This window comes from Anditalea andensis (genome assembly GCF_000714815.1).
Lineage (GTDB): Bacteria > Bacteroidota > Bacteroidia > Cytophagales > Cyclobacteriaceae > Anditalea > Anditalea andensis.
The window spans coordinates 205,931-225,757 of record NZ_JMIH01000016.1 but is presented as its reverse complement, the minus strand read 5'-3'; the positions used below and the strand labels follow the sequence as shown (position 1 = coordinate 225,757).

Below are 19,827 nucleotides of genomic sequence, written 5' to 3'. Positions count from 1 at the left end.
ATGAAATTAATATATAAATATATTCTTACGGTTTTGGTAGGCTGTACCCTATTGTTTTCTTGCAGTGATTCTTTCTTGGAAGAAATTGTATTGGATAGGTATGCCCCTGAATCTCTAAATGACAGGTTAGGTTTTGATGCTGCAGCTATAGGTTTGTATCATCACTTTCACTGGATGAGTACTACAGACCAGGATCAGACTCTTATTGGTATTTGGCATCTTGGGACGGATATACTTTGGGCTCCATCAGGCAGATCAAATGGAGATGCAAGGCCGTACTTTGATTATGCCCAGATGAATTCCATGGATCCGGCAGCCCGTAAGGTATGGACTGCTTTATACAGATTAATCAACAATGCCAATATATTGATCCAAAATGCTGAAGGCGGACAGACTACTGGTATGAACCAGGCAGAATTGGATGCTTTCAATGCTGAAGCAAGATTTTTTAGAGCTTATGCGTATAATATGCTGGTTACCTTATATGGAGATGTACCTTTATTGACAGAGGCATTGACTGCACCTAAAACCGATTTTGTAAGAACACCTTCAGCGGAAGTGAATGCAGTGATAGTAGAAGATCTTTTATTTGGTGTGCAAAGTCTTCCTTCTCCGGGTAATGCGAGCTTTGAAAGCCGGGTGAACAAAGCAATGGCACATCAGCTATTGGCGGAAGTATATTTACGAATAGGCCAACCCGTCGAGGCTGAAGCCCAGGCAGACGCTATTATCAACAGCGGAAGATATTCACTCGTCACCGGAAGATATGGAGTAAATGCCAACCAGCCTGGTGACCCCTTTTCTGATATGTTTTTAGAGGGAAATCTAAGAAGAAGCCAGGGCAATACTGAGGCCATCTGGGTAATGGAAGCGGAAAACCCATCTGATGTAACTGGAGGCAGTTCGTCCAATCCTCAACAAAGGAGGCTATGGGTGAGTGGATATTACGACATTCCAGGAATGGAACCTACAGATTCTTTAGGGGGCAGAGGTATTGCACGGGTAAGGTTAAACAATTGGGTGCTTTATGACCTATATGAGGAACAGGATATGAGGAATTCCAAATATAATATCAAAAGGCAATTATACTTCAACCATCCCGGAAGCAATTATAATAATATCAGGGGGCAGGCAGTCCCATATGGTCAGAATTCCGAGTTCACATTAGTAAATGGTAATACCATCCGTATATTCCAAGCGGATACCATATGGAGGATGACTCCTTATAGCACTAAGTGGGGTCATTATGATGATAGGGATCCATTTGGCTTTGGACAGTGGAAGGATCATATGAGAATGAGACTGGCAGAAACTTATCTCCTTAGAGCTGAGGCGAGGTTTCTTCAGGGGGATCTAGGAGGAGCCGCAGCAGATATCAATATGTTAAGGGCCCGAGCCAATGCAAGCCCAGTTTCGGCGGCTGATATTAATCTTGATTTTATATTAGATGAAAGAGCAAGAGAACTTTTGGCAGAGGAAAACAGAAGAATGACCCTTGTCAGGACCGGGACTTTGGTGGATCGTGCAAGAAGACTTACAGGAACTGTGCCTTTGGCAAATGGAGAAATAGAGACTACTAATGGCTTGCAGGATTTTCATATGAAAATGCCTATTCCTCAATTTGAAATAGATTTGAACAGGGATGGTGAATTGACCCAAAACCCAGGTTATTAATATTAAACACCTATCCAGTGGAGTTTACCATCCACTGGATAGTTTAATTTTAAAAATCCAATAAGCGCTACCTAAGCAGAAAATCATCTTAAAACTCAATAAAATAAGCTAAATTCCAGCAGATGTAATTAAATTGTACTATCAATTTTTAAAGCATTGCCTGGCCAGACCAAATCAACCATTAAACCCAAAATGTATAAAATAAAAACATTAGGCTTAGCCTGCCTGCTGATATTTATAAGTTCAGCTACTATAGCCCAATCCGATCCTGACCGTGAGTATTACATATCTGTACTTACTAAGATAGCTGATCCTGTCCTGCAAAATCTCAGCCAGGGTACCCTAAAGCAAAACATGCCCATAGAAACAGCTCCCAATGCCTATGGAGACAGGGATAAAGTAACTTATCTGGAAGCATTTGGCAGACTCCTTTCCGGCATGGCTCCCTGGCTGGAACTAGGTGCCGATGAGTCGGAGGAAGGGCAGTTGAGGGAAGCATACATCATCATGGTTCACCGGTCTTTGAAAAATGCTACTGATCCCAACTCCCCTGATTTCATGAACTTCAGTGAAGGCGGACAGCCTTTGGTAGATGCAGCATTTTTAGCCCAAGGTCTTCTGCGGGCCCCTACACAACTATGGGATAGGCTGGATGCCACTACACAATCCAATATCATCACCGCCTTAAAGTCATCTCGTCAGATTAACCCTTACTATAGTAACTGGCTACTTTTTACAGCTATGGTAGAAGCTGCCCTACTGAAATTCGAAGGTGATGGAGACATGGTAAGGATAGCCTATGCCATGAATAAACATAAAGAATGGTACCTTGGAGACGGGATGTATGGAGACGGTCCGGAGTTTCATTACGACTATTATAACAGCTTTGTGATCCAGCCGATGATGCTGGATATTTCAAAAGTACTGGTAGATTTTGAAAAAGGATCTCTTAAAGACCACGAACTATTTATAAAGAGAGCAAGTAGGTATGCAGCGATACAGGAAAGGTTAATCTCACCTGAAGGTACATATCCTATTATCGGCAGGTCTATGGCGTATCGGTTTGGCGCTTTCCAGTCTTTGGCGCAGATAGCCCTTTGGGAAGAGCTGCCAGAAGATGTGTCTCCTGCACAGGTAAGGGGAGCTTTGGGAGCTATCATAGCCAGACATCTGGAAGCATCAGATATGTTTGATAAAGGGGGATGGCTTACCTTGGGATTTTATGGACACCAGCCTGAGATTGCAGAACCATATATTTCCACCGGCAGTCTTTATTTGTGCTCACAAGTATTTTTGCCTTTGGGCTTATCGCCTGAAGCCCCATTTTGGTCACTTCCTGCAGCGGAGTGGACCCAAAAGAAAATCTGGGGAGGAAAAACACCTATAATAGACAAAGCTATCTGATATGGGCGGCAAAATATACCTGTCTTTACTGATTTGCATTTTGCTGGTCTTCACCTGTAGAGCACAGGGGTTGGAAGATAGTCCTGTTACTTTTTCTACAGTAGGAGAGGGCTGGGCCAACAACTCGATTAACACCGTCATCTTTAGAAGAAATTCTCTGGATTCCGATCATGAATATCAGTTTACTGCTTTTTATGATGGTGATGGGAATCTGGTATTGGGCAAAAGAAAACTTGGGACAGGTGAATGGGAAACGAAAGTCACGCCTTATCACGGCAATGTCAAAGATGCCCACAATACCATCAGTATCACCTTGGACGGTGATGGTTACCTGCATGTATCGTGGGACCATCATGATAATCCACTCCGCTATGCAAAAAGCAAAGATCCTCTCAGCTTAGAACTGGGAGAGAGGATTTCTATGACCGGTAAAGAGGAGGAAAAAGTTACCTATCCGGAATTTCATAAGCTGCCTGATGGTAATCTTATCTTCTTATATAGATCGGGTGCTTCCGGTAGAGGAAATCTGGTGATGAATAAATATGATATAGTAAAGGGAGAATGGTCCCAACTTCACAAAAACCTCATAGATGGAGAAGGGGAAAGAAACGCCTACTGGCAGGCATATATAGATAGTCAGGGCACTATCCATTTGAGCTGGGTGTGGAGAGAAAGCTGGGATGTGGCTACCAATCATGATATGGCCTATGCCAGATCTACTGATGGGGGTATTACCTGGCGTAGATCCTCTGGTGAAGCTTATACACTTCCTATCACAGTGTCCACAGCGGAATATGCCTGGATGATCCCTCAGAAAAGTAGCCTGATCAACCAGACGGCCATGGCTGCCGATGAGGAAGGTAATCCATATATAGTATCCTACTGGGCGGAAGACAGCATACCTCAATACCACATCATCTACCATGGTCAGCAGGGATGGAAGAAAACCAGTCCGGGAAATAGAAAGACCCCATTTTACCTAGGCGGGGGAGGAACCAAAAGGATTCCCATATCCAGACCGCAGCTACTGATCAACAGTGAGGAAAGGCATGTCAAAGCATATATCATTTTCAGAGATGAGGAAAGAGACAATAAAATAACGATGGCTTACTGCAATGATCTTGAAAATGAAGACTGGATAGTAAAAGATCTGACCACAGAAGGGGTAGGCCAGTGGGAACCCACCCACGATATATCGCTCTGGAAGAATTTCAAACAGCTTCATCTTTTTGTCCAGAAAGTAGAACAAAAAGATGGTGAAGGAGTGGCAGAAGGCCTGACCACACCCATTCATATACTTCAATTAGAAAACTAAATCAACAGCAAAAAACACCATTATACAACATGAAATTTAGCCTGCCTTACGGCAATCAGGCATGAGAAAAATCTCATAGACCGGGATGATTATAAACAAGCGAGATCCCACCTGTCTGCCGGTAGGCAGTTCTGATCAACAAAAAACAAAATATAAACTGATGAAAAAGCTTTTTAAAAACCTGTGTATAGCAGGAAGTTTACTATTGTCTGCATGCCAACAGGACCACATGGTGGGCCAGAAGGACGATTTGATTACCAAATTGGATCATGCACTGGAGCGGGGCGAAGTGCAGTACCACCATATGAAGAACCTATTGCCTGAAACCCGTTTCCCAAAAACCTACCATGCCAGCGAGGACAGGCTGGAGACCTCTGGGTCCGGCTGGTGGTGCAGTGGCTTTTATCCCGGTTCCTTACTTTATCTATATGATCAGAACGGTGATGAAGCCTTGCTTTCAGAAGCTGAAAGGATTATGGAAGTATTGGAAAAAGAAAAATACAATACCACTACCCACGATCTGGGATTTATGATGTTCTGCAGCTTTGGCAATGCTTTAGAAATAGCACCAAAGGAAGCATACAGGGATATCCTGGTCCAAAGCGCCCAATCTCTCAGCACCCGTTTTGATGAGACCACAGGTGTGATCAAATCATGGGATTCTAAAGAAGGAGATTACCTGGTGATCATCGATAACATGATGAACCTGGAGCTGCTCTTCTGGGCTACCCAAGAGACGGGCGATAGCACTTATTATAATATTGCCATCACACACGCGGATAATACCATCAAGAATCATTTTAGAGAGGACTACAGCTCTTACCATGTAGTCAATTACAATCCTAAAACAGGAACTGTAAACCAAAAGAGAACTGCCCAGGGATATTCAGATGATTCTGCATGGGCCAGGGGTCAGGCTTGGGGTTTATACGGTTATATAGTAATGTACCGATTTACAAATGACCAAAAGTACCTTGATCAAGCGGTAAATATTGCAGAATTTGTCCTTAATCACCCTAATATGCCGGATGATAAAATTCCATATTGGGACTTTGATGCACCGAACATTCCGGATGCATTAAGAGACTCCTCTGCAGGAGCAATTCTGGCATCGGCACTGCTCGAGCTGTCCCAGTATGTGGGACAGGAAAAATCAGATAGGTACATCAGTGATGCAGAGTCGATGCTCGCTTCTTTGGCCTCTTCCGAATACCTGGCAGAGCCTAATACCAATGGAGGTTTTCTGCTAAAGCACGGTGTCGGCCATATACCTGAAAACACAGAAGTGGACACTCCTTTAACTTATGGTGACTATTATTTTATAGAAGCTATTAAAAGATATAAAGCCTTAAAATAAATTGAATATCAATATATTATGAAAACTTACTTAAATTATAATCTAAGGTCTTACTTATGTTTACTGGTACTGACAATGGTGGTCTTATCCTGTCAGGAATCAGCTGTGGAGGGTAAATACATCAATGTATCCAACACTATGGATATGGAAAGAAAAAGCGAAACAGTAGAGGTAGATTTAAGCAGGACAGGACTTGATTTAAGTAATAATAATGCTGAAGATTTAAAAGTAAAAGACGCAGATAGCGGAGCCATACTGCTCAGTCAACTAATGGATCTAGATGAAGATGGGAACTTTGACCTTTTGTTATTCCAGGTGGATATGCTGCCAAACCAAAACAGACGATTTCTTTTGACTTATGAGGAAGTAGGAGAAGATGTATCACAAATCGGTAAGAGTACCTATTCGAGATTTGTTCCTGAAAGGACTGATGATTATGCGTGGGAAAATGACCGGGTGGCATTCAGAACCTATGGTCCTGATGCGCAGCGGCGGGCAGAAAATAAACTTCCGGAAGGCACACTGTCCAGTGGCGTAGATGCCTGGCTGAAAAAGGTGGACTATCCCATCATAGATAAATGGTATGCCCAACACTTGCAAAGGGACAGCTCTTACCACGTAGACCATGGGGAAGGTTATGATCCATACCATGTTGGCTCGAGTAGAGGAATAGGCGGAGTAGGGATATGGATAGATGATTCCCTACACATCTCCAAAAATTTCATTTCTCACAAAACACTGGTTAACGGACCTATCCGTACAGTCTTTGAATTAACTTATGCCCCCAGGGAAGTGGATGGTGTCCGGTTTAATGAAACCAAACACATATCCCTGGATCTAGGAAGCCATTTGTACAGAAGTGAAGTGTTACTGGATGGCGGTCATATGCTACCAAACCTTACCGTAGGCATAAGCCTGCATGATAAAGAAGGAGAAGTTAAGACATCTCCGGATGAAGGATGGTTCAGGTACTGGGAACCGATGGACGGATCGCAACTTGGTCTGGGGATAGTAGTAGATCCCAAGGTGGTCCAGGCATATAAAGATCATCGGGTGGATTACCGGGATGGCAGCCAGTTACTCGTAATGACAGATGTAAATAACGGAAAAGCTGTTTATTATGCCGGGTTTGCCTGGGATCAGAGTGGACACTTCATTGATGCTAATTCCTGGGACAACTATCTGAAGGAATTCAGTAGAAGATTACAGCAGCCATTGGAAGTGAGCTATGAATAAGAAACGCTTAAAAGCTTCAAAAATATTAATAAAATGAAACAAAAATTAAATAAGATTTCAATTTTACTACTGCTTGGAATTATTTTCTGTACCGGTGCCTGGGCACAGGGAGAGAAGCCGGAGGCCTATCTTTTTTCCTATTTTATAGGAAACGGACCGGGAGAGGAGGCTGTATTTTATGCTATCAGTAAAGATGGGTTTACCTACTATGGATTAAATGACCATAAAGCGGTCATACATCCCGATAGTATCAGCCAGCAGGGAGGAGTGCGCGATCCCCATATTTTAAGAGGAAATGACGGAAAGACCTTTTACATGGTCCTAACGGATCTTTATGTACCTAATGATGGCTGGCAAAACACCGGGATGGTGATGCTGAAGTCCACCGATCTGGTAAACTGGGCCCATTCTAAAGTACAAATTCCGGAAGTTTTCCCCAACAAGTTCGGAGAGGTCAGAAGGGTATGGGCACCACAGACGATCTATGACCCAAAGGTCGATCAATATATGTTATATTGGTCGATGCAGTTCGCAGGTGAGCCGGACATCATTTATTATGCCTATGCAAATGATGACTTTACCGGACTCGCCACAGAACCAAAGCAACTTTTCTATCACCCTGAAATGAAATCGACTATAGACGGAGACATTGTCTACCATGATGGAAAATACCATCTTTTTTTCAAAACTGAAGGCCATGGTGACGGAATAAAGAAAGCTGTGTCGGATCAGCTTACGGAAGGCTATGTGATGCAGGACCGGTATCTTCACCAGACCAAGGAAGCGGTGGAGGGGTCAGGCATATTTAAACTGAATGATTCAGATAAATATATCCTGATGTATGATGTCTACAAAAAAGGTTCTTATCAGTTTACTGAAAGCAACGATCTGGAAAACTTCACCATAGTGGATGATCAGATCAAGATGGATTTTCATCCTCGTCATGGATCGGTATTACCTATAACGCAGTATGAAACTGCCAGGCTTCTAAAAACTTTTGGAATCCCTGAAGGCGCTGCTTTCCTTGCAGCTGCTTCCGGGGAATTGAAAACCCATAAAGTAAAGATAGAAAAAGGAGAAGCAAAACTTCTTGCTAAGGATGGAGCGGATATTTCTTCTTTAGATCCCAAACTGAAAGTTTTGCCAGGCTTGAGCATCAGTCCTCAGGGCCCACAGGATTTTTCCGGCGGGGCTGTTGATTATACTATCCAAGTTCCTGAAGGGATTTCCCGGCAAGTGAAGGTGGGTGTTCAGAGAGAAAACAACCCTGTTTTGCCTGATGTCTACGCAGATCCGCATATAGCTGTCTTTGGAGATACTTATTATATTTATCCTACTACCGATGGATATGAAGGTTGGGCTTCCCATTCCTTTACCACCTGGAGTTCCAAAGATCTTAAAAACTGGAAAAGCGAAGGGGTAATTCTAGATCTAAAGAAAGACATTTCCTGGACAGATGAGCGGGCATGGGCTCCCGCCATCGCCGAAAAAAATGGAAAATACTATTACTATTTCTCTGCAGATGTGAATATAGGAGTAGCAGTAGCTGACAGTCCGACCGGACCTTTTATAGATCCTCTGGGCAGGCCATTGGTATCAAGGGGAGAATTTCCCAATCAGATGATAGACCCCATGGTATTGGTAGAGGATGATGGATCGGCTTATCTCTATTGGGGACAGGGTAAATGTCATATGGTAAAGCTTAACGATGATATGATTTCATTTGATAAATCTAAAGTGATTGTCTTTAAACCGGAAGGATATAATGAAGGTGCTTTTGTATTTAAAAGAAACGGGACATATTATCTGATGTGGTCGGAATATGATACCAGAGATCCGAGATATTCGGTAGCCTATGGCACATCAGATTCTCCTTTGGGTCCATTTACCAAGGCTGCCGATAATCCGGTGCTCAAAGGGAAGGGCATTATAGAAGGTGCAGGCCATCACTCTGTAGTACAGGTGCCAGGTAAGGATGAATGGTACATCGCCTATCACCGATTCAGGGTTCCGGACGGAAATGGCTATAATAGAGAAACCGCTATTTCACCGATGAGGTTTGATGAAGAGGGCAGGATATTGCCGGTAGATGTGTTTGAGAGCGTGGATTAGGCAGTGATATAGCGATAAAAGTCAGAGTTGGACGGAAGGGCCTGCAGACTGTCACATAAGTACGGAAGCTATCGACATAGATGTGAATAATTAATTGGCAAAAGGTGAAAGGTAAGAGGAGGGAAGTTAGACTGATTTGTAGGATGTTGGATGACTGGTGATCTTGATTTAGCTTCGGAACATAGGGTAGAGGGGGTAGCAAAAGGGACCTCATCAAAGCATGATCCTTTAAAATAAATAAAATGTGTAAAATCTAAATGTTTTGGCTAAGGATGGGGGCGGTACAGCCTAGGCTTTCTTTCAAAACAGATAGCTGAAAATTGTTAGATAAAGTACGAGGTAAGAAGAAAATAAATAAGAATGGGGAGTAGATGTCACCGGAATAGATTTTAGTAAAACAATCACACAGATGAAAAAATATATAATAGGTTTATTGATGATGGGTATGACATGGTCTGCTGGTGCTCAAGGACAGAAAAATGAATGGGAAAACCCCACTATCCTTGACCGTAACAAGGAAAAGGGAAGGGCATTTTTTATCAGCTATGATGCTGAAGATAAAGCTATAGATAATGATAAAAACCACAATCATTTATACCAAAGTTTAAATGGGAATTGGAAGTTTAGTCTGGTGAAGAAACCTGCGGATAGACCTGAAGATTTTTATAGGACAGAGTTAAATGACAGTGAATGGGATGAGCTGGAAGTGCCTTCCAACTGGGAACTGAAGGGGTATGATATACCGATTTATACCAATGTAGCCTATCCTTTTCCTGCCAATCCACCTTTTGTGGACAATGAATACAATCCTGTTGGCAGTTACCGAAAAACATTTAGCCTTCCCGATGGCTGGGATGATAAAGCAGTAATGCTACACTTCGGTTCCATATCCGGCTATGCCAAAATCTATGTAAATGGTCAGGAAGTGGGAATGACCAAAGCGGCAAAAACACCCGCAGAATTTGACATCACCTCTTATCTGACGCAGGGTGATAACCTGCTGGCAGTGCAGGTTTTTCGCTGGCATGACGGTAGCTATCTGGAAGACCAGGATTTTTGGAGACTAAGCGGTATTGAAAGGGATGTATTTTTGCAGGCCATGCCGAAGGTAGCTATCTGGGATTTATTCATCAAAGCTGATCTGGATAAAGCCTATAAAAACGGAATTATACAAGGAACAATAACCTTAAGAAATTTTGGCCAAAATGCGGGTGCTGGCAGTCTTTCATTTGACGTTTACGACAAAGCCGGAAGTAAAGTCTTCAGCCAAAAGCAAAAAATATCCGGTGCTGATCAGGAGGTGAAATTCAATGGTGAGGTAAAAGGGGTACAAAAGTGGACTGCAGAAACCCCCAACCTTTACAGATATGTACTGACGCTGACGGATGATAAAGGTGAGGTCCTGAATGTGGTTACCAATAAGACAGGATTCAGGAAAGTCGAGATCAAGGATGCCCAGCTGATGGTAAACGGTGTGCCCCTTATCGTAAAGGGAGTAAACCGCCATGAGCACCATGAGACGCTTGGCCATGTACCAGATATGGATATCATGATCAGGGACATTCAGCTGATGAAACAAAACAATATCAATGCTGTGCGGATGAGCCACTATCCCCATGATACCAGGTGGTATGAGCTGTGTGACGAATATGGACTTTATGTAGTAGATGAAGCCAATATCGAAACCCATGGCATGGGAGCAGAGTGGCAGGGTACGTTTGACAAATCTAAGCATCCTGCCTACCTGCCGGAGTGGGCTCCTGCACACCTGGACAGAATAGAAAGATTGGTGGAGAGGGGAAAAAACTATCCCTCTATCATCATTTGGTCCCTGGGTAACGAAATGGGTAACGGACCGGTGTTTTTTGAAGGATACAATTGGGTAAAGGAGCGGGACAATACCCGGTTGGTACAGTCTGAACAAGCCGGAGAAGCAGCAAATACAGATATAGTAGCCCCTATGTATCCTTCGCTATCCAATATGAAAAAGTATGCTGAAGATGAAAGTAAACAAAGGCCTTATATCATGTGTGAGTATGCCCATGCCATGGGAAACAGCACCGGAAACTTTCAGGAATACTGGGATATCATCAACAGCAGCAAACACATGCAGGGCGGTTTTATCTGGGATTGGGTGGATCAGGGACTTTTGACCGAGGATACCAATGGCAAAAAATTCTGGGCCTATGGGGGAGATCTTGGTGGCTTCCACCTTCAGAATGATGAAAACTTCAATGCCAATGGAATCATTGCACCTGATCGAACCCTCCATCCCGGTATCTATGAAGTAAAGAAAGTGTACCAAGATATAAAATTTGATTATGACAATGGATCTCTGACGGTAAAGAACGAATTCGGATTTACCAATATCGCCAGATATGCTTACTCCTGGGAGCTGGTTAAAAATGGAAAGGTAGATAAGGTAGGAGAATTTAAAGTAGATCTGGCGCCAAACAAATCAAAAACAGTAAAACTGGGACTGCCGAAATATGACGGAGGAGAATACTTTCTAAATGTATATGCCCATACCATGGAGGAAACGGAGATGATCCCATCCGGACATGAAATAGCCAGAGAGCAATTCAAACTTACATCATCAGATTACTTCGCAGATGCATCTGCTGCAGAAGGCAATCTTACACATGAGGTGAAAAACGATATACTTCATTTTACCAGTGGTAATGTAAAAGGTGAATTTGATCTCAAAAAAGGGGAAATCAGAAGTCTAGGCTTGGATAATGATAGTCAGCGAATGATCCAGCAATTTCCGCAGCCTTACTTTTGGAGAGCTCCCACCGACAATGATTTCGGTAATCATATGCCTGTTAGGCTCGGCATATGGCGGACAGCACATGAGAATAGAAAAGTGAAAAATGTGCAGGTTGGAGAGGTGACCAATGACGGACTGCCTATCAAAGTAGAAATGGAATTGACAGGCATAAATGCACCTTATACGATAGACTATCTTATCCAAAATAATGGATCAGTAAGAATAGTAGCCAGTTTGGATATGAATGGACGTGAGCTTCCTGAACTGCCAAGGTTCGGCATGAGAATGATTTTACCAGGCCAGTTAGAAGATTTGGAATACTATGGAAGAGGGCCATGGGAAAACTATCGGGACAGGAAGACTTCTGCTTTCGTCGGCATTTATGAAGACAAGGTGGAGAATCAGTTTTACTGGGATTACATGAGGCCACAGGAGTCAGGCAATAAAAGCGATACCCGCTGGCTCCGATTGAGTAACGCAAAAGGTCAGGGTCTACAGATACAGGGGCTTCAGGCTCTCAATTTCAGTGCACTGAATGTATCTGTGGAAGACCTTGATCCAGGACTGACCAAAAAGCAGCAACACCCTACCGATATCCGTCCGCAGGACAGGATATTCCTTCATATAGATCTGGAACAGCGCGGACTGGGAGGCGACAACAGTTGGGGAGCTATGCCCCACCAGCAATACCGGCTTTCCGATAAAAGTTATTCATATGGATATATCATCAGCATCATAGATGAAAAAACGGTAGCTGAAGAGGTAAATTGATTTGAAATGAATTGAGGTTATGGGGAGGTGTCTTATGATGCTTCCCCTTAGTTTTTATATCCACTACTTACCAGACAATAAGTGAAATCGCCTATCATATTGGTTTTGATTATCCACAGGTTTTTGATAATCTATTCGAGATTAAAACCAAATTGCCACCGATTCAGCATAGGCCACCATTTAATAAATATTAATTTGGGACAACTATCAGTTTTAATTTTTTCAGGAATACTTTTATCTACATGCATTAAAGCACCCCGTTATAGCTTATATTGAAATTGTCCTCCGAGGGATTAATCAATCTTTTGGCCCCTAAGAAGCGCTTGCGGTAGCCAGGATGGTCCAGATCGTTTACAGTTACCCCTTTGCCGCCGCCAGCAGAGGAACTATGGGCAAACTTGATCCCATCCTCTGTAGAAATCACAAAGCCTACATGACCGACCCTTTTGTTTCTCCTATCTGTTCCTGTAAAAAACAGCAGATCACCCTTTTGGATATCCTTTTCAGCAACAGGTTCTCCGAGTTGATATTGATTGGCAGATCCGCCGGGTACCTCTATCTCAAATTTATTATAAACATGATAAATGAATCCGGAGCAATCAAATCCTTTCATCGTTTTACCACCCCACTTATAAGGAATACCCTCCAGCGAAAGGGCATAGTCTATCATTGAGTCTACCTTGGAATCAGTATGTAGGGTATCTATAAATGAAAAACCGGAAATATTAGAAGGTCCTATCCGGTATTTTTGAGCCTGTGATATATTTTGGGCCAATATGGTCAACAATATTACAGCCACTGAAAAATTAAATAAATTAAGAAACCGTTTTATAGCTTTTTTATTCATTCCCCCTTTTTGATGATGAAGTCTGTAAAAGCTTTTCTTGGAAATTTTAGTTCAATAAATAAAAATTTTAACATATTTTAAGAATTTCCTTAATCGTTTTAATAAACTTCCCTATCCAATAGCATTTGGTAAAATGATTTGAGTTGTGAGTTTATGATTAATACCATATTATTGGAGTTAAATCTTAACTAAATCTTTGTATGGATAACGGTCTCCCTTTATTAGCTAAAATTTTGATTTATGCAGGAGTACTTTTGATCATAGGGGGACTGGTAGTATGGAGCCTTTCCCGATTTACTGATTTTAGGTCCATGCCCGGTGATATGGTGTTTAAGCGGGAAAATTTTTCTCTTTATTTCCCGTTAGGCACCAGCATTCTCATTAGTGTTTTGCTTACTTTAATATTGTTTTTATGGAGAAAATTCAGTGGATAGCTTTATAGGCTAGATCTTATATCTTTTCTATTTTCTGATAGGATGCCAGCACCCCCCTTACCAAAGCGGCACTGAAGCCCTGATGTTCCATTTCATTCAATCCCACTATGGTACAGCCTTTAGGGGTAGTGACCTTGTCTATCGCTTCTTCAGGATGTATCTGTTTTTTGATCATCAGCTCTGCTGCTCCTTTTACAGTCTGATTTACAATGGTACTGGCTGTCTTGGCATCAAATCCTATCTGTATCCCACCCTGGGTCATAGCGCGCATAAACCGGAGGACATAAGCTATACCACATGCTCCTAAAACAGTAGCCGCTTCCATCAGCGATTCATCTATAGTGATAGAACAGCCAATGCTGTCAAAAAGGTGCTTCACCTGTTCGGTATGATAGGGACTTTCATTTCGCCCGCAGATACAGGTCATGGACTCCTGGATATCCGCAGCTATATTGGGCATGGCCCTAAAGACAGTAGTATTAGGTTCCAATTCTGCTAATATCTCATCTAATGTGATGCCTGTGGCAAGTGACACAATGGTCTGCTTGCCGGGTGTGATCACAGGCTTTATCTCAGCTAGTACCGTTTTTACATTATATGGCTTTACACCAAGGATAATGATATCAGAAGCCTCGGCAGCTATGGCATTTTCAGCATGAACCCTTACCCCTATATCCTGCAGAGGTAACAGATTTTTAGGATTTCTTTTAGTTACTTGTAGGTTATGAGGCTGAAAACCTTCCATTTCCAGTATACCATGAGCTATGGATGTTCCCAAATTGCCACATCCGATGATGGTTATTTTCAAATCATTGATTATCATTTTCTACTTTACTTCTATAGGTATTAAATCTTATAAACTAATGCCAATTGCCTATCTACTTTTAGCAAAAATTATGACTTCACTTTACTGTAAATTACCATATAGATAAACAACAGGGTAGATAATGGATAAAGTTATAAAAAAAGTTATCTAATTATGAATAAGTTGCAATTAATTATGGAATCATGCTTGAATACATTCTTAATGTTTTTTTAAAACATTTCAACAGCTTCGATAAAGCTATAAAGCTTATAATACTTTGATATCCTTTTCCTATCTATAAGGCCTCACTTCCTTTGTATGGTATAGTCACTGCTATTTAAATTATTATTTATGATTTGAAATGTATTACAGGCATTTTTCCTACATTGGATATTGGTTATATTAGAAAATACAAATGATCAAGCGACTCCTTATTTCATTTATTGGCTTTGTTTTATTTCCGGTTTTTACGGCAACGGCCCAAGAAAAAATTCCTACCCAATCTGTTTATGTAGAACTGGGAGGTGCAGGCTTACCTTTTTCTTTTAATTATGATTTCCGGTTTGATAAGGAAAAAGTGGATTCCTGGGGTATGCGGGTAGGAGCTGGAGGATATGCCCTTTCAGGCGGGGATTCTTTTTTTTCACTGCCGATTATGGCCAACAAACTTATTGGAAAGGCACCTCATTATTTTGAAATAGGGGCAGGGGCTACCTTGATTGCTTTTAAAACAGCGTCTTATAGTTATTGTTCAGATGGTTATTATGACCAGAATGGAAATTTTATTTGCAACAACTATATTATATCCCCAAATGATGAAACCAGTTTTATACTGGACATAAATGGTTCCCCCAGTCTTATGGGTACATTCAATATCGGCTATAGAAAAATACCAATTGATGGAGGCTTTACCTGGAGAATCAATATAAGCCCTATCTTCAATGATAATGGATTTTGGCCATTATGGTTAGGAGTAAGTTTTGGCTATGCATTTTAGTGTTTATAATACATAGGGTGCTTCATTGAGGTAATTAAAACTCTGTCTTACACTTTCCAAAGGTTCGAAATTATACTGTTCTACTTCTACAAAATAGTAGTCCAGTCCTTGTTTATAGGCAGCTTCAAATATCGGCTGATAATCCATATCCCCGCTTTCTCCCAGTTCTTTTTCATCTTTGATGTGGAGCAAAGGAAACCTACCTGCGTGTTTATTAATAAATGTAGCGGGATCCTGCCCGCCTTTTTTGCACCAGTACACATCCAGTTCAAAACAGACTGTAGCGGGATTGGTGTTTTTTATCATGTGTTCCAGCATGACTTCACCTTCAATTTTCTCAAACTCCCGGGCATGATTATGAAAGCCGAATTGTAAACCTGCGTCCTGGGCAATATCACCTATAGCATTATAATAGTCATTCCAAATGTCAAGTTCCTTTAATGTAGCAGGTATGGGCATAGAAGGTTTGATAATGTATGATGCTCCCATATGATGATGATCTGCTACGGCTGTTTTCCACCAGTCTATGGACTCTTCCTTCTTCTCAGGAACATATCTAGGGCCACCCAAATGTGCACTTCGGAGCTTAAGTCCTATGTCCTCTATATACATTTTGAATTCTGTAGGAGCCATACCATATATTTGGCCATCAGTATAACTGGCAGATTCCAGATGCTTATAACCTATATCGGCTACATTTTTTAAAGTGCCTTTTGGATCAGATTTAAAATCATCCCTGAGTGAATATAGCTGTAACCCTATGGGTTTTTCAGCTCTTTTTGGCTGGGCAAGTAGGGATAATGGATTTAACATACTGCCTAATGCCAGTGCTCCCGAAAATTTTAGAAATGCTCTTCTATTGGTCATTGGATTGGATTTTTTTTAGTAGCCTTTAAATTATTGTGCTGTGGTCTATCTGAGTGGGAAAAGCATGCTTTCTAAATTATTTGAATTTTAGTCAAAGGTTATATAGTTAATACCTTTTAAATTGAGATAAAACTCCACGATATTAAGAAAACCAAACCTTTTAGATAAATTGGGAGATGTATTTTTTGCCTTCAATCATTGTTTGTTGGGTTTATTGTATGTTATTGGTTTTAATAGTTCAATATAAATTAAATTTTCGAAATATTATCTAAATTTAAGCTGTCAAAGCACATGAGCTTATTAAAAGATCGATAAAAATATGAAAGGGTGCACAGTAGCTTTACTGATATTAATTTGCTCTACACTGAGCTGCTTCTCCCAAGAGCTGCAGGCCAATAGGGCTTTGTTTATAGAAGGACTTGGAAACGGTTTGACTTATTCTTTAAATTATGATACCAGATTTGGGCCGGGACCCAATGGTCTGGGCGGAAGAGGTGGCATTGGGTTTATTTCCGTCCAGGGTGTAAATATCACATCTGTTCCATTTGTATTGAATTATCTTTTAGGTTATTCTGGCCATTATGTCGAATTTGGGATTGGTGCCACCATACTTGCTATAGGAACCGGGGAAGAAGGAGCTATATCCAGGAGTGAATTTGATCGGGCTACTGGTATTGGCGCTACCTTAAGTTTAGGCTATAGGTATCAGCCGCTGGATGGTGGACTAATGTTCCGAGCGGGTTTGGCCCCTATTTTTGACAGGACTGGATCTTTGCCTTTTTGGCCTCAGGTTTCTTTGGGATATGCATTTTAATGAAATAATAGAAAGCTTGATGCCTAATTGTTTACCTTTGATGGGTTTGTAAACCTAGGAATTATTTATATAAATGTTCATTGCTGAAATTATGGACCCAATACATATGAGGGTTACGTAGGACATATATAAATCGACAACAACCGAAGTTAAATTGCCAGGTTTTTGAAAAAGTATCTGCTGCATTAAAAATAAAATTTAAACCTTTACAGCCAAAGACATTTGGAGGATATCTTATTTCAGTCAATAAATCGGAGCATAGGAAATGTTATGGTAAAAATTCTTACATATTATGAGGGTTTTAGGAGTACTATGATAGCGTTATGATAGAAAAAATAAATGGGCACCTACTTCTTTTATGCTTGCTCTTGGTGATCATAAGTTGTAATACGCCCAGCGATGTGGAAAATAATAATGATTACCGTATTCCTGAAGATTCTTATGAAACCATATATGAAGACCGTTCAGATTGGCCAGATAGCTTTGGATGGGGGAGACCGGCTAGCCAAAAAGAGATAGACAGCCTCTCCATAGCCATTAAACCAGATGGAACAGGGCTGCCCCAGGGATCAGGGACAGTAGCTGAAGGCAGGACGATTTATGCCGGTAAATGTGCGGCTTGTCATGGCCCGAATGGAGTAGAAGGCCCTGAGGATGTACTGATAGGAACTGAATCATTATTTCAGCAAGATATAACCATACGAAAGACCATTGGAAATTATTGGCCATACAGTACTACCATATTTGATTATATCCGTAGGGCAATGCCTTTTAATGCACCGGGTTCACTTTCGGATGAAGAAGTGTATAGCTTGACTGCCTATTTACTGTTCAAGAATCAAATCATCGATGAGGGTAAAGTGATCGGTCCAGAATCTTTACCCAAAATAGAGATGCCAGCTAAGAAATTCTTTGTCAAAGATGATAGAACTGCTGGAAGTAACCCTACCTATTGAACATCATGAAAGTAAGATGAAGTCGAACCTGACAAAACCGGCTTTCAGAACAAATTCTCCTCTATAGGTATCTGGGGTAATGGGGAATATAAAAGCTTTCATACTGACCTATGGTACTTGACAAATAATGACGATAAAAAAAATATACAAATGAAGGAGGGTGACAAAAATCCCAATTCTAAGCAGGCATTACCTACCCTAGAATCTAGCAATCGCAGAAAATTTCTGTTAGGAGGAGCTGCTGTTGCGGCTACATTCTTGATCAAAAACTCGCTTTTTGGTACGGTGCAGACATCCTTATCCGAAATGGATATCAGTGGCATATCGGATCCAACAAAATTGCCGGGGTTACCGCCGGGGGAAATCGGTAGTAGGTCGGTATACGAAAACCTTAAGCTTCTTCCATTGCCAGCCTCTTCACGGTCTCCTATACAGGATTTTCATGGGATGATTACACCCTCTGATTTGCATTTTCAAAGACATCATGGCGGTGTTCCTGAAATTGACCCAAATCAATTTGAGCTGCTCATTCATGGAATGGTATCTAAGCCAAAGGTTTTTAAGCTGAAGGATCTGAAGAAGTTTCCTTCCACTAGCCGGATTTTGTTTCTGGAATGTTCAGGTAATTATCAGGGTGGTCGGGAGGACCTGAGTCCCCAGCAAGTGGCCGGAATGACCAGCCAAAGTGAATGGACAGGTGTCATGCTGAGCACACTGTTTAGAGAAGTGGGTGTAGATCCCAAGGCAAAATGGTTTCTGGCGGAAGGATCAGATGCTGCTGTCATGACCAGAAGTGTGCCATTGGATAGGGCGATAAAGGAAGGTATGCTCGTTTATGCGCAAAATGGAGAAGCATTAAGGCCAGAGCAAGGATATCCGTTAAGGCTAATCTTACCAGGTTGGGAAGGTAATATTTCAGTGAAATGGCTAAGGAGAATTGAGTTTTCAGATGCGCCTTTTATGACAAGGGAGGAAACCTCAAAATATACCGAACCGGTAGGCAATAAGGTAAGACAGTTTAGCCTCGAAATGGATGCCAGATCTATCATTACCTATCCATCCTATCCCCAGCGTGCAGAAAAGGGATATATAGAAATAAAAGGTCTTGCATGGTCGGGCAGGGGGGCTATCATCGGTGTGGATATTAGTACTGATGGTGGTAAAAGCTGGAATCCAGCTGTGATCCAACAACCTGTATTGGATAAAGCTCATGTCAGATTCAGGTATCTTTGGAAGTGGGATGGTAGGGAAACAGAAATACGGAGCCGAGCTGTAGATCAGACAGGATATGTACAGCCCACGCCAAAACAGCTACTGGCTGTTCGTGAAAATACACGTTACCATTTCAATCCAGTGACCGGGTGGATATTAAAGCGTGATGGAAGGGTTTTGTTTAATGATGATTTTTAAAGAAATGAATTGAAACACAGGTTGCTGCTGCCTGTAAGCTTCATAGAAAACATACACA

At 41.6% G+C, this 19,827-nt stretch carries 15 protein-coding genes; 12 read left to right on the top strand and 3 right to left on the bottom strand.

Annotation, left to right across the window (positions count from 1 at the left end):
* From EL17_RS09335 to EL17_RS09305, 7 genes are all read left to right on the top strand, one after another.
* A complete protein-coding gene (locus EL17_RS09335; protein ID WP_164675022.1) occupies positions 1–1,674 on the top strand; it encodes a RagB/SusD family nutrient uptake outer membrane protein in 1,674 nt (557 codons plus the stop codon).
* A gap of 192 nt (positions 1,675–1,866) precedes the next feature.
* The gene (locus tag EL17_RS09330) at positions 1,867–3,078 is read left to right on the top strand and encodes a DUF2264 domain-containing protein (RefSeq protein ID WP_035072937.1); all 1,212 of its coding nucleotides are present in this window, start codon (positions 1,867–1,869) and stop codon (positions 3,076–3,078) included.
* Between the two features lies 1 nt (position 3,079).
* A complete protein-coding gene (locus tag EL17_RS09325) occupies positions 3,080–4,393 on the top strand; it encodes a BNR repeat-containing protein (RefSeq protein ID WP_035072935.1) in 1,314 nt (437 codons plus the stop codon).
* Between the two features lie 160 nt (positions 4,394–4,553).
* Complete coding sequence (locus EL17_RS09320) at positions 4,554–5,750, top strand: glycoside hydrolase family 88 protein (protein WP_035073460.1); 1,197 nt, start codon at positions 4,554–4,556, stop codon at positions 5,748–5,750.
* An 18-nt stretch (positions 5,751–5,768) separates the two neighbouring features.
* The gene (locus EL17_RS09315) at positions 5,769–6,986 is read left to right on the top strand and encodes a DUF4861 domain-containing protein (RefSeq protein ID WP_035072933.1); all 1,218 of its coding nucleotides are present in this window, start codon (positions 5,769–5,771) and stop codon (positions 6,984–6,986) included.
* A gap of 33 nt (positions 6,987–7,019) precedes the next feature.
* Complete coding sequence (locus tag EL17_RS09310) at positions 7,020–9,098, top strand: family 43 glycosylhydrolase (protein WP_035072931.1); 2,079 nt, start codon at positions 7,020–7,022, stop codon at positions 9,096–9,098.
* A 409-nt stretch (positions 9,099–9,507) separates the two neighbouring features.
* The gene (locus EL17_RS09305) at positions 9,508–12,639 is read left to right on the top strand and encodes a glycoside hydrolase family 2 TIM barrel-domain containing protein (protein WP_035072928.1); all 3,132 of its coding nucleotides are present in this window, start codon (positions 9,508–9,510) and stop codon (positions 12,637–12,639) included.
* Positions 12,640–12,886: 247 nt separating this feature from the next.
* Here the strand turns inward: EL17_RS09305 and EL17_RS09300 are convergent, their stop codons facing one another.
* Complete coding sequence (locus EL17_RS09300) at positions 12,887–13,486, bottom strand: C40 family peptidase (RefSeq protein ID WP_051719904.1); 600 nt, start codon at positions 13,484–13,486, stop codon at positions 12,887–12,889.
* Positions 13,487–13,686: 200 nt separating this feature from the next.
* On the opposite strand from EL17_RS09300, the gene EL17_RS09295 reads away from it, so the two are divergent.
* Positions 13,687–13,920, top strand: a complete 234-nt coding sequence (locus EL17_RS09295; RefSeq protein ID WP_035072927.1) for a DUF2905 domain-containing protein — start codon at positions 13,687–13,689, stop codon at positions 13,918–13,920.
* 16 nt (positions 13,921–13,936) lie between these two features.
* On the opposite strand, the gene proC is transcribed toward EL17_RS09295, so the two are convergent.
* Positions 13,937–14,740, bottom strand: coding sequence for a pyrroline-5-carboxylate reductase (gene proC, locus EL17_RS09290; RefSeq protein ID WP_035073456.1), 804 nt, complete (start codon positions 14,738–14,740; stop codon positions 13,937–13,939).
* A 400-nt stretch (positions 14,741–15,140) separates the two neighbouring features.
* Between proC and EL17_RS09285 the strand changes: the two genes are divergently transcribed.
* Positions 15,141–15,722, top strand: coding sequence for a hypothetical protein (locus EL17_RS09285; RefSeq protein ID WP_051719903.1), 582 nt, complete (start codon positions 15,141–15,143; stop codon positions 15,720–15,722).
* A 3-nt stretch (positions 15,723–15,725) separates the two neighbouring features.
* Here the strand turns inward: EL17_RS09285 and EL17_RS09280 are convergent, their stop codons facing one another.
* A complete protein-coding gene (locus EL17_RS09280; RefSeq protein WP_035072924.1) occupies positions 15,726–16,589 on the bottom strand; it encodes a sugar phosphate isomerase/epimerase family protein in 864 nt (287 codons plus the stop codon).
* Between the two features lie 319 nt (positions 16,590–16,908).
* Here EL17_RS09280 and EL17_RS09275 point away from each other — a divergent pair, with 319 nt between their 5' ends.
* From EL17_RS09275 to soxC, 3 genes are all read left to right on the top strand, one after another.
* A complete protein-coding gene (locus EL17_RS09275) occupies positions 16,909–17,403 on the top strand; it encodes a hypothetical protein (protein WP_035072922.1) in 495 nt (164 codons plus the stop codon).
* A 323-nt stretch (positions 17,404–17,726) separates the two neighbouring features.
* Positions 17,727–18,359, top strand: a complete 633-nt coding sequence (locus EL17_RS09270; protein ID WP_164675021.1) for a c-type cytochrome — start codon at positions 17,727–17,729, stop codon at positions 18,357–18,359.
* A gap of 150 nt (positions 18,360–18,509) precedes the next feature.
* Positions 18,510–19,769, top strand: a complete 1,260-nt coding sequence (soxC, locus tag EL17_RS09265) for a sulfite dehydrogenase (RefSeq protein WP_035072920.1) — start codon at positions 18,510–18,512, stop codon at positions 19,767–19,769.
* Positions 19,770–19,827: the final 58 nt, after the last annotated feature.

Coding starts and splice junctions, on each gene's coding strand:
- EL17_RS09335 (WP_164675022.1), top strand. CDS start 1: ATGAAATTAATATATAAATATATTCTTACGGTTTTGGTAGGCTGTACC.
- EL17_RS09330 (WP_035072937.1), top strand. CDS start 1,867: ATGTATAAAATAAAAACATTAGGCTTAGCCTGCCTGCTGATATTTATA.
- EL17_RS09325 (WP_035072935.1), top strand. CDS start 3,080: ATGGGCGGCAAAATATACCTGTCTTTACTGATTTGCATTTTGCTGGTC.
- EL17_RS09320 (WP_035073460.1), top strand. CDS start 4,554: ATGAAAAAGCTTTTTAAAAACCTGTGTATAGCAGGAAGTTTACTATTG.
- EL17_RS09315 (WP_035072933.1), top strand. CDS start 5,769: ATGAAAACTTACTTAAATTATAATCTAAGGTCTTACTTATGTTTACTG.
- EL17_RS09310 (WP_035072931.1), top strand. CDS start 7,020: ATGAAACAAAAATTAAATAAGATTTCAATTTTACTACTGCTTGGAATT.
- EL17_RS09305 (WP_035072928.1), top strand. CDS start 9,508: ATGAAAAAATATATAATAGGTTTATTGATGATGGGTATGACATGGTCT.
- EL17_RS09300 (WP_051719904.1), bottom strand. CDS start 13,486: ATGAATAAAAAAGCTATAAAACGGTTTCTTAATTTATTTAATTTTTCA.
- EL17_RS09295 (WP_035072927.1), top strand. CDS start 13,687: ATGGATAACGGTCTCCCTTTATTAGCTAAAATTTTGATTTATGCAGGA.
- EL17_RS09285 (WP_051719903.1), top strand. CDS start 15,141: ATGATCAAGCGACTCCTTATTTCATTTATTGGCTTTGTTTTATTTCCG.
- EL17_RS09280 (WP_035072924.1), bottom strand. CDS start 16,589: ATGACCAATAGAAGAGCATTTCTAAAATTTTCGGGAGCACTGGCATTA.
- EL17_RS09275 (WP_035072922.1), top strand. CDS start 16,909: ATGAAAGGGTGCACAGTAGCTTTACTGATATTAATTTGCTCTACACTG.
- EL17_RS09270 (WP_164675021.1), top strand. CDS start 17,727: ATGATAGAAAAAATAAATGGGCACCTACTTCTTTTATGCTTGCTCTTG.
- soxC (WP_035072920.1), top strand. CDS start 18,510: ATGAAGGAGGGTGACAAAAATCCCAATTCTAAGCAGGCATTACCTACC.